The sequence below is a fragment of the Pseudomonas matsuisoli genome (genome assembly GCF_014647635.1).
In the GTDB taxonomy this organism is placed as follows: domain Bacteria; phylum Pseudomonadota; class Gammaproteobacteria; order Pseudomonadales; family Pseudomonadaceae; genus Pseudomonas_P; species Pseudomonas_P matsuisoli.
The window spans coordinates 121,220-136,145 of record NZ_BMPO01000007.1 but is presented as its reverse complement, the minus strand read 5'-3'; the positions used below and the strand labels follow the sequence as shown (position 1 = coordinate 136,145).

The 14,926-nt window shown below is 61.6% G+C and carries 11 protein-coding genes; 6 read left to right on the top strand and 5 right to left on the bottom strand.

Features of this window, described 5'->3' with window-relative positions; genetic code table 11:
- Positions 1-4 precede the first annotated feature (4 nt).
- Entirely contained in the window at positions 5-2,191 is a 2,187-nt protein-coding gene (locus tag IEY47_RS15330; RefSeq protein WP_188984468.1) for a type I secretion system permease/ATPase, read from the top strand.
- A complete protein-coding gene (locus IEY47_RS15325; RefSeq protein ID WP_373293612.1) occupies positions 2,178-3,542 on the top strand; it encodes an HlyD family type I secretion periplasmic adaptor subunit in 1,365 nt (454 codons plus the stop codon). The genes IEY47_RS15330 and IEY47_RS15325 overlap by 14 nt, the downstream gene beginning before the upstream one ends.
- A gap of 170 nt (positions 3,543-3,712) precedes the next feature.
- Here IEY47_RS15325 and IEY47_RS15320 read toward each other — a convergent pair whose 3' ends face one another.
- From IEY47_RS15320 to IEY47_RS15310, 3 genes are read right to left on the bottom strand one after another with little or no spacing between them, the layout of a single operon-like run.
- A complete protein-coding gene (locus tag IEY47_RS15320) occupies positions 3,713-5,938 on the bottom strand; it encodes a xanthine dehydrogenase family protein molybdopterin-binding subunit (RefSeq protein WP_188984202.1) in 2,226 nt (741 codons plus the stop codon).
- The gene (locus IEY47_RS15315; RefSeq protein WP_188984200.1) at positions 5,935-6,924 is read right to left on the bottom strand and encodes an FAD binding domain-containing protein; all 990 of its coding nucleotides are present in this window, start codon (positions 6,922-6,924) and stop codon (positions 5,935-5,937) included. Before IEY47_RS15315 ends, IEY47_RS15320 begins: the two co-directional genes overlap by 4 nt.
- Positions 6,924-7,544: a (2Fe-2S)-binding protein gene (locus IEY47_RS15310; protein ID WP_188984198.1), complete on the bottom strand. Its 621-nt coding sequence runs from the start codon at positions 7,542-7,544 to the stop codon at positions 6,924-6,926. The genes IEY47_RS15315 and IEY47_RS15310 overlap by 1 nt, the downstream gene beginning before the upstream one ends.
- Before the next feature lie 359 nt (positions 7,545-7,903).
- On the opposite strand from IEY47_RS15310, the gene IEY47_RS15305 reads away from it, so the two are divergent.
- Positions 7,904-8,809, top strand: a complete 906-nt coding sequence (locus IEY47_RS15305) for a LysR family transcriptional regulator (protein WP_188984196.1) — start codon at positions 7,904-7,906, stop codon at positions 8,807-8,809.
- Positions 8,810-8,812: 3 nt separating this feature from the next.
- Here IEY47_RS15305 and betI read toward each other — a convergent pair whose 3' ends face one another.
- Positions 8,813-9,412 (bottom strand): transcriptional regulator BetI, encoded by a 600-nt coding sequence (gene betI / locus IEY47_RS15300; RefSeq protein WP_188984194.1) that lies wholly within the window; start codon positions 9,410-9,412, stop codon positions 8,813-8,815.
- A gap of 359 nt (positions 9,413-9,771) precedes the next feature.
- Here betI and IEY47_RS15295 point away from each other — a divergent pair, with 359 nt between their 5' ends.
- The 3 genes from IEY47_RS15295 to IEY47_RS15285 all read left to right on the top strand — a co-directional run bounded on the left by IEY47_RS15295 (position 9,772) and on the right by IEY47_RS15285 (position 13,443).
- Positions 9,772-9,996, top strand: a complete 225-nt coding sequence (locus tag IEY47_RS15295; protein ID WP_188984193.1) for an AbrB/MazE/SpoVT family DNA-binding domain-containing protein — start codon at positions 9,772-9,774, stop codon at positions 9,994-9,996.
- A gap of 397 nt (positions 9,997-10,393) precedes the next feature.
- A complete protein-coding gene (locus tag IEY47_RS15290; RefSeq protein WP_188984191.1) occupies positions 10,394-11,926 on the top strand; it encodes an APC family permease in 1,533 nt (510 codons plus the stop codon).
- Positions 11,927-12,945: 1,019 nt separating this feature from the next.
- Entirely contained in the window at positions 12,946-13,443 is a 498-nt protein-coding gene (locus IEY47_RS15285) for a YgjP-like metallopeptidase domain-containing protein (protein ID WP_188984189.1), read from the top strand.
- A gap of 89 nt (positions 13,444-13,532) precedes the next feature.
- On the opposite strand, the gene IEY47_RS15280 is transcribed toward IEY47_RS15285, so the two are convergent.
- Positions 13,533-14,582, bottom strand: coding sequence for a hypothetical protein (locus IEY47_RS15280; protein WP_188984187.1), 1,050 nt, complete (start codon positions 14,580-14,582; stop codon positions 13,533-13,535).
- Positions 14,583-14,926 lie beyond the last annotated feature (344 nt).

Here is a 14,926-nt window from a genome sequence, read left to right as displayed (position 1 = left end):
GAGCATGCTCTCCCAGAGCGACATCGACACGACGCAGCAAGGCGCCACGAGCCCCGAGCTGAACCGCGACCCGCGGTCAGAACACGATGATCCCCTGCTGGATTGCTTGCTGATCCTGTGTGCGTACCACAACAAACAGGCGAGTCGGGCGACCCTGACGGCAGGCCTGCCGCTGCCCGATCATCGGTTGAACACCGAGCTGCTGCCACGGGCCGCTGCGCGTGCAGGCTTGCAGGCACGTTTGCTCAAGCGTGACCTGAATAACCTGCCTAACATCGCGCTGCCGGCCATGCTGCTCTTGCGCGAAGGGCGTGCCGCGGTGCTGCTGGGCTGGACGGAAGACGGCAAGGCCCGCCTGCTGCTCAGCGAAACGGAAGGCGGCGAAGTCGTCGCCGAGCGCGAAGCGTTGCTGGAGGATTACACCGGCTACACGCTGTTCGCGCAGCCGCGTCACCGTTACGACGTCCACCATGGTTCGCTCATCCCTCGCACCAAGGCCTGGTTCAAGGACACCTTGTTCCTGTCCAAGCGGATGTACATTGATGCTATCGGCGCGAGCCTGCTTATCAACCTGATCGCGCTCGGTACGCCGTTGTTCACCATGAACGTCTACGACCGCGTCGTACCGAACCAGGCCGAAGCGACCCTGTGGGTGCTGGTGGTTGGCATCAGCGGCGCGTTCATTTTCGATTTGATTCTGAAAACCCTGCGCGGCGTCTGCCTCGACATGGCCGGCAAGAAGACTGACCTGATCGTTTCGGCGACGCTGTTCGAGCGCATCACCGGGATGTCGATGAAGGCGAGGCCTGCGCGGATTGGTGCCTTCGCGCAGAACATTCACGAGTTTCAGTCGCTACGGGATTTCCTGGCGTCCCTGACGCTTACCTCCCTGATCGACCTGCCGTTCACACTCATCATTCTGTTGGTGATCGCCATCATTGGCGGGCATCTCGTGTGGATTCCGATCGCCGCGTTCCCACTGGCATTGGGTATCGCGTGGCTCATGCAGAAGCCGCTGCAAGAGAGCATCGAGCGCACCCTGAAACTTGCCAGCGAACGTCAGGCCAGCTTGGTGGAAACCCTCGGTGGGCTCGACGCCATCAAGGTCAACAACGCCCAGAGCGAGCGGCAGTATCACTGGGAGCAGACCATCGGCACTCTGAGCCGCCTGGAGATGCGCGCCAAGGTCCTGTCCTCATTGGCGACCAATATCGTCGCGCTCATCCAGCAGGTCGCCGGCGTCGTGGTGGTGACCTTCGGCGTTTACCAGATCATGGCCGGTAACCTCAGCATGGGTGGTCTCATCGCCTGCTACATGCTCAGCAGCCGGGCGCTGTCGCCCATGGGCCAGCTTTCGGGTCTCATCGCCCGTTACCAGCAGGCCAAGCTGACGATGGCGACGACCGACAGCATGATGAATCTGCCCCAGGAGCGTCAGGAGAACGAGCGTCCTCTGAACCGGGCCCGGCTCGAGGGTGCGATCGAATTCCGGGGCGTCGACTTCAGTTACCCCAACCAGCAGCACGCCTCGCTGCAGGGCATCAACTTCAAGATCAAGCCCGGCGAAAAAGTCGGCGTGATCGGCCGTAGTGGCTCGGGCAAGAGCTCGCTGGAAAAGCTTATCGTCGGGCTGCACGAGCCTACTGAGGGCGCGATCCTCATCGACGGTGTCGACATGCAGCAGTTGGACGTGACTGACTTGCGCCACAACATCGGCTACGTACCGCAGGACATCCACCTGTTCAGCGGCACTCTGCGCGACAACCTGGTAAGCGGCGCGCGCTACGTCGAGGACGACGTGATGCTGCGGGCGGCGGAAATGTCCGGCGTACACGATTTCGCGCGCCTCCACCCCGACGGCTACGATTTGCAGGTCGGCGAGCGTGGCTTGCAACTGTCTGGTGGTCAGCGCCAGGCCGTGGCGATCGCCCGCGCGCTGTTGCTCGATCCGCCGATGCTCGTCCTCGACGAGCCCACCAGCGCGATGGATAACGCCAGCGAGGAGCGACTCAAGCAACTGTTGGCCCCAGCGATCGCCCGCAAGACGGTGTTGCTGGTGACGCACCGGGCGTCGATGTTGTCCCTGGTGGACCGGTTGATCATCGTCGATCACGGCCAGATCGTTGCCGACGGCCCGAAGGAAACGGTCATGGACGCCTTGAAGCGAGGACAGATCAGTGTTTCGCGTTGATAAAGGCTCGCTCCCGGCCATTCGGGACTTCTTCGGCAAACGTGACGAACCGGATACGCCCCTGCCGGAACTCAACAAGGCGCTCATCGAAGACACGCCGCGCCTGGCGCGCATGACGATCTGGGCGTTGATCGGCTTCGTCCTGTTCATGTTCCTGTGGATGGCGTTGGCGCAGGTCGACGAAGTGACGCGAGGGCAGGGCAAGGCGGTGCCGTCGTCGCGTTTGCAGAAAATCCAGAACCTGGAAGGCGGCATCGTCTCGGAGCTGCTGGTGCACGAAGGCGAAGTGGTCGAGGCCGGCCAGCCTTTGTTGCGGCTGGATGACACACGATTTTCCTCTAATGTGGGCGAGACCGAAGCGGACCGGCTTTCATTGCTGGCGAGCGCCGAGCGTTTGCGCGCGCAGACCGAAGACCGCCCCATCGCCATCCCTGCGGAAGTGACCGAGAAGGCCCCCGGCATCGCGGCGAACGAAACGGCGCTCTACAACAGCCGGCGCCAGCAGCTCAATCAGGAAGTCTCAGGTTTGCAGCAGCAGCTGACGCAGCGGCAACAGGAGTTGCGTGAGTTTCAGTCCAAGCAATCCGCGCAGCAGAACAGCCTGAACCTGCTCCAGCAGGAAATTCGCCTGTCCGAACCACTGATTGCTCAGGGCGCTATTTCCCAGGTGGAAGTGCTGCGCCTGAAACGCTCCGAAGTTGAGACGCGTGGCGAGTTGCAACAGGCGACCCTGGCGATTCCCCGCGCCCAGGCGGCGATCCAGGAAGTACAGCAGAAGATCGAAGAAACCCGCAGCCGCTATCAGAGCGAAGCGCTGACTGAGCTGAACAAGGTCAACACCGATCTCAACCGCGTGCAGGCAACGGGTAAGGCGCTGGAAGACCGCGTCAGCCGTACGCTGGTCACCTCGCCCGTGCGCGGCATCGTGCAGCAATTGCTGGTCAACACCGTCGGTGGGGTCGTCCAGCCAGGTAGCGACATTGTTCAGATCGTCCCGCTCGACGACACGCTGCTGGTGGAAGTACAGATCCGGCCGCAGGACATTGGCTTCCTACGTCCAGGTCAGGAAGGCGTCGTCAAATTCACCGCCTACGACTACACCATCTATGGCGGGATGAAGGCGCAGCTCGAAAGCATCAGCGCCGACACCATCACCGACGAGAAGGGCAACAGCTTCTACATCGTCCGGTTGCGCACCGAGAAGAACCACCTTGGTACCGATGACAAACCGCTGCTGATCATCCCTGGCATGGTTGCGTCGGTGGACATCATCACCGGTGAGAAAAGCATCCTGAGTTATCTGCTCAAGCCTATTCTTCGTGCACGGGGTGAGGCGTTCAGGGAGCGGTAATTTTCACGATCGTGTGCGCTCGCATTGAGTGGCGCGCGGGTTCTACCCGCCCTACGTGTTGAGCTGAGGTGTTGTGGGAGCGGGCGATGCCCGCGATAGGGTCTGGGCAGACAGCCATCGCGGGCATGGCTGGTTGCAGCCCAGCCCGCTCCCACAGATTAACGATGGCTTTACGCCGTTACCCGCGGCGCATCCTCCATCAACTTATCCAACGTAATCGGCAGATCGCGAATACGTTTGCCGGTCGCATGGTGCACCGCGTTGGCGATAGCCGCGGCAAGTCCAGTCGTACCGATCTCGCCGATTCCTCGTGCGCCAAACTCGTTCAGGGCATAGTCCGGGTAATCCAGCAGCATGATGTCCATCTCCGGCGGCTGGTCGGCATGCACCGGCACCATGTACTCGGCGTAGTCGTTATTGGTCGGGCGGCCATTACGCTCGTCGTAGTGCGTCGCTTCGAACATTGCCATGCCGATGGCCATGACGATCGCGCCTTCGACCTGATTCAACGCCGCTTTTTCATTGATGACCTGGCCGGCATCTATCGCGCTGACTACCCGGGCCACGCGTAGGCGGGAAATACCGGGATCCCAACGAACTTCTACGAAATGCACACCGAAGGAACGGATGGACACATCGCCGTCGGCCACGCCCGTGTGGGCCTCGCCCTCGGCACTGCCAAGGCGCTGCTCACGCAGGAAATGGCCGAAGTCCAACGTATCGTTGCCATTGACCAGGCGGCCCTCAGCGAATTGCAGCGCTTTCGCGTCTGCCCCCTTGAACGGGCCGTTTTCGACGGCAAAGCCCTTGAGCTGCTCGATGGCATCACGCGTGGCTTCCGCGACCGCCGGTAGGATGCTTGCGGTCGCCCATGAACCACCCGACACCGGGCCCGGAGGGAACGACGAATCACCGAGCTGCACGGTGATCTTCTCCAACGGAAGCCCGGAGATCTTGCTCACCGTCTGCGCGACGATGGTGTACGTCCCGGTGCCAATGTCCTGGGCGCCGCAAGTCACGAACGCCGTGCCATCGGCCCGTAGCGAAACACGCGCGTCGCTGGAGCAGCGCAGGGCGTCCCAATTACAGGCTGCAACGCCATAGCCGATGATTTCGTGGCCCTCGCGCATCGAACCGGGCGCGGGCGTGCGCTTGTCCCAGCCGAATTTCGCCGCACCTTTGTCGAACGCTTCTTGCAAATGATTGCTCGACCACGGCAGGTCCTTGCCTTCGTCACGGGTGGAGGCGTTCAGCTTGCGGAAGGCCAGTGGGTCCATGCCGATTGCCTCGGCCATTTCATCCATCGCCGATTCCAGGGCGAACAGTCCCGGCGCAGCGCCAGGCGCCCGCATTGAGGTGGGCGTGCCGTGATGCACCTGTAATGTCGAATGGGTGACGGCCAGGTTCGGGCAGCTGTAGAGGCTTTTCGTCACGCTGCCGCAGGTTTCGCTGTACGGGTCGGTGAACGAGGTGCCGTTGATGGACTCGTGGCGAACTGAAACCAGTTTGCCCTTGCTGTCGGTGGCCAGCCGCATACGTTGCTCGGTTTCCGGGCGATGACCCACCGTGGTGAACATCTGTGGGCGCGGCAGGACGAATTGCACCGGGCGTTTTACCGCACGCGCCGCCGCACAGGTGGCAGCGGAGTGCGGCCAGGCCCAGAGCTTGCCGCCGAAGCCGGAGCCGATGAAGGGCGCGCGCAGTTCGACTTTGTCCGGGCTCAACCCAAAGATGCGGGCGAGGGTGTTGCGGTGCACGACCACGGACTGCGTGGCTTCGTAAACGAACAGCCGGTCGCCTTCCCAGTACGCCGTTGTGGCGTGCATTTCCATTGGGTTGTGCGTTTCCACCGGTGTGGTGTAGGTCGCATCGATCTTTTTCGTGGCGCTGTCGAAGGCCGTTGCCGCGTTGCCGCGTGAGTAATCACTGCCGGACGACTGCGGCGACTGCGCCTTCTTCGCCTGCCCGAGCGTGGCCACGGCGGGCTCTTCCTTGTAGTCGACCTTGACCTTGTAGGCCGCCGCGCGCGCCTGCTCGAACGAGTCGGCCACGACGATGGCGACGAACTGGCCCGCGTAATACACCCGGTCGTCCTCGAAAGGCAGCCGGGTTTCGTCCACCTTCACCAGCCGCTCGATCTGCGCAGGATTCATCTGCATGCTCGGGGGACGGTAGAGGTCGGCAAAATGGCCATGGTGAAAGATATCGAGCACGCCCGGCATGCGCCGAGCTTCGTCTACGTCGATGCGGGTGACACGGCCATTGGCGATGGTGCTGTACACGCCGTAGGCGAATGCCATTCGGTCCAGGCCGTGGTCCGCGGCGTATTGCGCCTTGCCGGTGACCTTGAGCCGTCCGTCTACCCGCTTGGGCGCGGCGCCGATGATGTCGTTCATGCCACTGCTCCCGTGAGTGTTTGCAGGTTGCGGACGATGGCCTGCTTGGCCAGCGGGATCTTGTAGGCGTTCTGGCGATAGGGTTTGGCGCCCTGCATCGCGACATCCGCCGCACGGCGGAAGCTGTCCTCGGTCGCCGGTTGCCCTCGCAGCGCTTGCTCGGCTTCGGTTGCGCGCCAGGGTTTGGTACCGACGCCGCCCAGGGCGATACGGGCCTCGGCGATGCGGTCGCCTTGTAGCCTGACGATGATGGCGCTCGATGCCAGGGCGAACTGGTACGACGCGCGATCACGTAGTTTCAAATAGGCCGAACGGCTGTCCGCCAAGGGCGCGGCGAGAACGATATGCGTGATGAGCTCGCCGGGTTGCAGGGCGTGTTCGCGCTCCGGTGTGTCTCCCGGCAGCAGGTGGTAATCGAGAAAATCGATCTCACGCTCTCCCTTCGGCCCCTGTACCTGCACGGTCGCGCCGATGGCCGCCATGGCGACGCACATGTCCGATGGGTGCGTTGCGATGCAGTGTTCGCTGGTGCCAAGGACCGCGTGTACCGAACGGTTGTCGCCTTCGATGGCGGAGCAGCCGCTACCCGGCTCACGTTTGTTGCAGGGCGAAACGTTGTCACGGAAGTAGTGGCAACGCACACGCTGCATGACGTTGCCGGCCGTCGTTGCCTTGTTGCGTAACTGGGTCGTGGCACCCGATAGCAATGCCTGGGAAAGCACGGGGTAGTGCTCGACGATGTGCTCATCGCGCGCCAACGTGGTGTTGGTCACCAGCGCACCGATGCGCACGCGGCCATCCGACAGCGTCTCGATCTTGTTCAGTGGCAGGCGGTTGACGTCCACCAGCCTTTCGGGCTGCATCACATCGAGTTTGACGAGATCGAGCAGGGTGGTACCGCCTGCCAAAAACATGGCCTGCTCCGCTCCAGCGGCTTTCAGCGCCTGTTCGGTATCGGTCGCTTTATCGAATTGGAAGGTACGCATTAGCTGGCCCCCTTCATTTTCTCGCGTGCCGATTGCACGGCGGACAGGATGTTCTTGTAGGCGCCGCAGCGGCAGATGTTGCCGCTCATGGCTTCACGGACGCTTGCGTCATCCGTGCCGATCGCCGGGTCGTTGATAATCGCGACCGCGCTCATGATCTGCCCGGACGTGCAGTAACCGCACTGGTAGGCGTCGTGCTCCCAGAAGGCCTCTTGGACGGGATGGAGCGTGCCGTCTTTTTCCAGGCCTTCGATGGTGGTGATCTCGTCACCGTCGTGGCTGACGGCGAGCGACAGGCAGGAGTTCACCGCCACGCCATTCACGTGCAAGGTGCAGGCGCCGCATTGGCCGTGGTCGCAGCCTTTCTTGGTACCGGTGAGTTGCAAACGGTCACGCAGCACGTCCAGCAGTACGGCGTTGGCCGGCACGTTGACCGTGTGGGTCTGCCCGTTCACTTTGAGGTTGATGCGTTGCTCGCCGGGTTTGAGCGGTTGTTCGCTGTCATCGACACGTACGGCTTGGGCCGCTTGGACCCAAGCGGGCGCGGCGGCGACGGCAAGGCTGGAGACACCAACGGACTTGAGAAAAGTCCGGCGGCCAGGAAGGATCGAGTCGCTCATGGAAATCCTCGTCAAAAGGACGACTCAGGCGCACACGACGGATAGCTGATGACGACTCGATGCGGCAGTTCACCGACATCGGCTATTCCTCCGTTCTCGGACGGATATGATCGCGCGGGCGTGAGCGGCCCCATTCAGGTTGGTCACGGGTCGGCTCACCGTTATTCGATTCAGCAAGTCCGTTTTGAACGGACCGCACCGCTAACAGAAAAGTCCGTATTTGTTATGGGGCCCGCGCGAACCAGACGATGACCGGCAGGCGCCATTTGGCAGAGCCCTTGCCGGATCAATGGGTTACCCTCTTGCGCTCGCCACCGAACTCGTGGGCCACAGAGGTATGTGGCATCAAGGCAGAGAAAATGAAGATCACGCTCGATGAAATGCAGGCGTTCGTACGTGTCGTGGAGAGTGGCTCGATCAGCGCGGCGGCAGCTCAGCTTGATCAGACCGCTTCGGCGATCAGCCGCAGCCTGAGCCGGCTAGAGCACAAGCTTGCCGTCACGCTGCTCCGTCGCACCACGCGGCGGTTGGAGCTGACTGAGGAGGGTGACGTCTTTCTCGGGCAAGCGCGTGGCATCCTGGCCAGCGTTGAAGATGCCGAGGAGCATATGGCCCTGCGCACGCAACAGCCGTCCGGCCTGTTGCGGGTGAATGCGGCATCGGTCTTCGTACTGCACGTGCTGATCCCCCTCATGCGCGGTTTTCGCGAGCGCTATCCGCAGATCGAACTGGAGCTCAACAGCAATGAGCAATACATCGATTTGTTGGAGGAACGCACCGACCTCGCCATCCGCATTGGCCCTCTTCGCGATTCCACCTTGCATGCGCGTGCCCTGGGCAGCAGTCGGATACGCGTACTGGCAAGCCCTGACTATCTACAGCGGCACGGCGTACCCATGACCGTGGAGGATCTCGCGAACCACCACCTAATTGGCTTTACCGGGCTGGAGAACCTGAACAGCTGGCCGCTTCGGCATGCGCATGGCGACAGTTATACGATCTCACCGGTGATCAAGGCGTCGAGCGGGGAGACGGTGCGCCAATTGGCCCTCGCCGGAAGCGGCATCGTGTGCCTGACGGATTTCATGACCCAGGACGACCGGGAGCAGGGCGCCTTGATGGAAATACTGACCGAGCACACGCTCGAAAGCCGCCAGCCCATTCACGCGGTGTACTACCGCAATACCGCCCTGGCATCGCGGATCAGCTGCTTTCTGGATTACCTGAGCGATGCCATGCTCGGCCAGCCTTGGGCGGAGCGCTGACGGTCAGTCGCCAGCCCCTGCCTTGCCGAGCTGGAAGGCCAGGTAGTCGAAGGCAATACGCGCAGCATTGCGCGAGTCGAACTCCTGCCCCGTCAACGCGCCGCGTAGCCATAACCCATCGATGAGCGCCGCCAGACCGCGCGCGGCTGGACGAGCCTGCTCCTGCGGCAGGACCTTGCGAAATTGCCCGCACAGGTTGGAATACAGCCGGTGGTCATTGATGCGTTGCAGGCGCCGCAAGTTGGGGTGATGCATGCTGCTCGCCCAGAACGCGAGCCATGTTTTCATTGCCGGCCCACTGACCTGACTGTCGTCGAAGTTACCTTCGATGATCGCGCGCAAATGGGCTTCGGGGTCGTCGATCGGTAGCGTGTCGCGGCGCGCCCGAATGGCGCTGTTGAGCTCGGTCATCAGGTGGCGCATCGTCGCTTCCAGCAAACCGTTCTTGTCCTGGAAGTAATGACTGATGATGCCGGTGGAGACACCCGCGATGCGGGCGATGTAAGCGATGCTGGCGTCACTCATGCCGACCTGGTCCACCGCGTCCAACGTCGCGGCGATTAACTGGGAACGGCGGATCGGTTGCATTCCGACCTTGGGCATTGGGAGCTCTTCGATGCGGGGAAAACCCGAAGTCTAGGGGCGATGCCGTTGGGCGAGCAACCGATGCACCGCAAAGCCCTCTGTCGTCGGGCGGGTACAACCCGCGCATCTCTAACGTAGGGTGGATTAGCCACGCAGTGGCGTAATCTACCGTTCACCACGCCGCCGCATCGAACCACACGCCTTGCGGTAAACGGTGGAAGCCCTTCGGGATTCCACCCTCCAGTACGAAAAAACCAATGCCCGCTCCCACAGACTGGTTGGCTTCAACTAAGGGCCATCCCTGCGACAGAATGATTCGAGCGCACGCCACAACACCGCCACTGCGTTACCCTGTGCGGCCAGATAACGGAGGCACCATGACGACAAAACGCGTATTGATCGAGGATTGGGACGGCGACGGCGGTATCCGTATCCCGGACGAATTGCTGCAGGAGATGGGCGTCGATGTCGGTGATTCGCTGTACCTGATTGAGGAGTACATCGGCAATTCCCCCTGCCTGGTGCTCAGTAAGACCCCGCGGATGCCGGATCACGTCGATGAGTTGGTGGATCAGTTGGGTGGATTGGCGAAAGAGCAGTGAGGTTTGCGGGGCGGTTTTAGGAGTGAGTCGGGCTGCGGTCAGTCGGGCTGCGATCATCTTGTTCGCGAATACGATGCTGAATTAACGATAAGTGCTGGCGGTGAAATCGCTTTCTCAAGCAAACGCATCGCCGCCCGACCTGTTTCTACGGATTTATCTCCTTTCGCGGTTGAAGCGCCATGTGCGGATGCGTCCCCCGGGTTTCACCCGGTCTACAGGCATGCATGGTTCCGTAGGGCGGGTGAAACCCGCGCATTTCCCAGCCGCCTCATCCGCGGCAATTCTCCGTATCCGGCGTTTGAACCGTCGCACCTCTCCGCTTGCCGAATAGCCGTCCCCAAGGCGAAGCGGCCATCACGCAGCCGGGCGACTTTGTTTAGCAGCGAATAGGCACCGAATGACTGACTACGCACAGGCGGAATCCCGTAGCCCTTTGGCGGAATCGAGCGTCGTTTCCCCGAATTCCTCCAAAGGCCTGGCGCGTGGGAAAGTCACGCTGCTCGGCTGCGTGGTGTTGGGCATTTCCACCATCGCCCCGGTGTACACGTTGACGGGCGCGCTGGGCCCAACGGTGCGCGAAGTCGGTGTTTATCTGCCCGCGGTCTTCATCGTCGGCTTTCTTCCGATGCTGCTCGTGGCGTTGGGCTACCGCGAACTCAATGCGGTCGAGCCGGACAGCGGCACGTCATTCACGTGGTCCGCCCGCGCCTTCGGACCCACCATCGGCTGGATCGGTGGCTGGGGCCTCGTCAGTGCGACCACCATCGTGCTTTCCAATCTCGCCGGTGTGGCGGTGGACTTCTTCTATCTCTTTCTTTCGCAGCTCACCGGCAACGAGGCATTGGCCGCGTTGAGTCAGAACCTGCTGGTGAATGTGCTGACCTGCTGCGTGTTCATTGGCCTGGCGGTGTGGATCTGCTGCCGCGGCATCGGCATGACCATGGGCGTGCAATACGTGCTCGTCACCCTGCAACTGCTGGTGCTGATCGGCTTCTCCATCGCCGCCTTCATGAACACGCCGGCCAGCGCGCGGGTGGCCTTCGACTGGAGCTGGTTCAACCCCTTCAACATCGAGTCGTTCTCGGCCTTCGCCGCTGGGCTGTCGTTGTCGATCTTCATCTTCTGGGGCTGGGACGTGTGCCTGACGGTCAGCGAAGAATCCGTCGGCAGTGACAAGGTGCCGGGCCGTGCGGCCACCATCACCGTGCTGCTGATTTTGGCGTTGTATCTCGTGACCGCCGCCGCGACCTTGCGCTTCGCGGGCACTGGGGACGCCGGTTTGGGGTTAGGCAATCCCGAAATTCAGGAAAACGTCTTCGCTCATTTGGCGACGCCGGTGATGGGCTCACTGGCGATCCTGATGTCCATCGCCGTGCTGGCGAGTACCGCTGCGTCGCTGCAATCGACCTTCATATCGCCGGCGCGGACGTTGTTCGCCATGGGTTACTACGGCGCCGTGCCCGGCCGCTTTGCCAAGGTCTCGACGCGCTCGCAGACGCCGCGCTACGCGACGATCTGCGCAGGGCTTGCGACTGCCGCGTTCTACGTCGCCATGCGCACGCTCAGTGAAAACGTGCTGGCCGACACCATCACCGCGCTCGGCATGATGATCTGCTTCTACTACGCCCTGACCGCGTTCGCCTGTGTCTGGTATTTCCGCCACAGCCTCACCGACAGCCTGCGCCACGCCCTGCTGCGCGGGGTATGTCCCCTGGTCGGCGGTGTGCTGCTTTCCGTGATCTTCTGGCAAACCGCGATCGACAGCATGTCCCCCGACTTCGGCAGCGGCTCGCACGTCGGAGGACTTGGGTTGGTGTTCATCGTCGCCGTCACCATCCTGTTGCTCGGGCTGGTGCTCATGCTCATCGCCCGCTGGAACTCATCCACCTACTTCACCGGCAAAACGCTGCCCGCGCACAAGCGACGGTAGCAGCGCAGCTCTTCTGTAGGAGCCCACATGTGGGCGATCGCGTTCAGGCAGGCGAAAACGTGTTGTCGTCCAGAACCTGATCGCCAGCAAGCTAGCTCCTACAAGGGGCGTGTCGTTTCGGCCCTAACCCCCGTGTCGGACATTGGGGTACGGTCCACGCAGGGACGGCTTTTTGTAGGAGCCAGCTTGCTGGCGATCGCTTATGAGTTAGCCGATACCGCGTTATCGGTTGGACCTAGATCGCCCATGAATGGGCTCCTACAAAGAAAGCGAGGCACCATCGTTTCCTGCGGCCAGGGCAAAAATACATAGTACGGCCTCTGTAGGAGCCAGCTTGCTGGCGATCCGCTCTCCTGTAGGAGCCCACTTGTGGGCGATCGCGTTCAGGTCAGGCAGTAACGCGTTGCCGGTCAAACCCCGATCGCCAGCGAGCTAGCTCCTACAAAAAAACCATCTACCGTCGAATAGGACGAAAACACTGCGCCCCCTGTAGGAGCCAGCTTGCTGGCGATCCGCTCTCCTGTAGGAGCCCACTTGTGGGCGATCGCGTTCAGATCAGGCAGTAACGCGTTGCCGGTCAAATCCCGATCGCCAGCGAGCTAGCTCCTACAAAAAAAGCCATCTACCGTCGAATAGGACGAAAACACTGCCCCCCCTGTAGGAGCCAGCTTGCTGGCGATCCGCTCTCCTGTAAGGAGCCCACTTGTGGGCGATCGCGTTCAGGTCAGGCAGTAACGCGTTGCCGGTCAAATCCCGATCGCCAGCGAGCTAGCTCCTACAAAAAAAGCCATCTACCGTCGAATAGGACGAAAACACTGCGCCCCCTGTAGGAGCCCACTTGTGGGCGATCGTGTTTAGATCAGCCAATAACGCGTCGCCGGCTAGATCTGGATCGCCCATAAGCTGACCGCAGCCCGATGGGCTCCTACAAAAAAGTGCGAAAGCACCGGTCGCGACCACCTCCCAAATCCCCTTTGTGCTCAAATACCCACTCGCTGCACACCGATCACTTACCGCCCATGACACCCCTCAAATACCTCCAGTCCTACCCGCCGGCATTGCAGGCGCAGATACGCCAGCTCATGGACAACGGTCGGCTGGGCGAATACCTGCAACGCCGCTACCCCGACCGCCACGGTGTACAAAGCGACAAAGCCCTCTACACCTACGTCGCCGCCCTTAAGCAGGAGCACCTGCGCAACGCTCCGGCCATCGACAAGGTGCTTTACGACAACCGCCTCGACCTCACCCACCGAGCGCTCGGACTGCACACGGCCGTCTCCCGCGTACAGGGCGGCAAGCTCAAGGCCAAGAAAGAAATCCGCGTCGCCTCCGTCTTCAAAGACGCCGCCCCTGAGTTCTTGCAAATGATCGTTGTGCACGAGCTGGCGCATCTGAAGGAGTTCGACCATAACAAGGCGTTCTACCAACTCTGCGAACACATGCTGCCGGACTATCACCAGTTGGAGTTCGATCTGCGGGTGTACCTGACGTGGCGGGAGCTTGGAACGGTTTGATTTAACCTAGATGACCGCTCCGTATCGTATGACCAGCGCACAAAAAGGGGCGCGTTCAAGCGCCCCCTCGCATTGCCGGATCGATCTCTTTACTGCTGAAAAATAGACGCCACGTTGGCATTGCCGGTTTGGGAGATGCTCCCGTTCATGCTGCGCCACGTACCGATGTCCAGATTGCTGACCTGTGCCGAGTTGGCATTACCGATCTGCGTAATGCTCGCCTCGCTGCTGGTGAGAAGCGAAGCCTCATTGCGGTCCCCTTGCTGGATCAGTCGCGCGTTGCCGTCATACGCCAGGACGCTTGCCTCGTTGTAATCGCCGGTCTGCGCGATGTCCGCCCGACTGGCGCCACCCAACACGTCCGTGGTCAGTTCATTGCCGGTGCCGGCCTGAATGACATCGAGCCGGTTACCGCCAGCGTCTACGGTGGCCACCGAGACATTGCCCTCACCGGTCTGTGAGATCTGGGCGACGGGGCTGCCGCTCCAATAAGCGCCCATGCTCAACTCGATCGTATTGCCGCTGCCTGACTGGTTCAGCGTGGCGTCGGCTTCGCCCAGCTGCGTCAACGACACACGGTTGCGCTCGCCTGATTGGTCAATGCTGGCGGTTTGATTAGATCCCGCCTGCGTGATGTCGACCGAGTTCCACTCACCGCTTGAACGCACCGAGGCCAGGTTGTAGCTGCCTCGCTGAAAGATCTCAGCCTGTTGATACTCGCCAGTCTGCGCCAGTTCGACGCGGCCGCCGAAGTAGCCAAAGTCCAGGTCAGATCCCGTCTGGGAGATCGTTGCGAAGTGATTAGTGCCGTCCTGGCGAAGGTCGATGCTGCCCTCGTAAATATCCGTTTGGCTCACCTGCGCCGTGTTGTAAGCCTCTAGCTGGACGATTTGGATAGCGCTGCCTGCGCCGCCTTCCTGCCGGCTCGTGGCGTACTGACTGATACCGTCCTGCGTGATCGTGCTGCGGTATCCGCTACCTACCTGAGTTTGCTGCGCGAAATGCGCCAGATTGGTTTGTTCGATGGTTGCCTGGTTGCCATCGCCGCGTTGGTCCTGGCGCGCATCGTGAGCGTTCGCAAGGGGTGCGGATGCAGCCAGTATCCAGAGCAATCCGTACAGGGGACGTGTGATATGCATATCGAATCTCCGTGGCCGTGAAAGAGGACGCCGCGCGAAGCAAACGTTCCGCGCGGCGGCAGACTCGGCAGGCGTTCCAATTGAGACGGACGCGGGCCTTCCAATGGCCGAAGTTCGCTGCGGCGACAGTGTGGAGTGTGTCCATACGGAGCGGTATCACCCAATCGGCTGGAAATGGCGCAATGGCGCGGTACGGAGGGATTAATCCTCCGCGCCTTTAATCCAGCGGTAGGTGGAGGCGGGCCGCAGGGGCCCTAGCACAATGTAACTAGCCCGACAGCGCTATAGAGTTCCACGCGCTCCGCAACTAACGTGACAGACGTCGCTGAAGTGCGTGCGGCCTT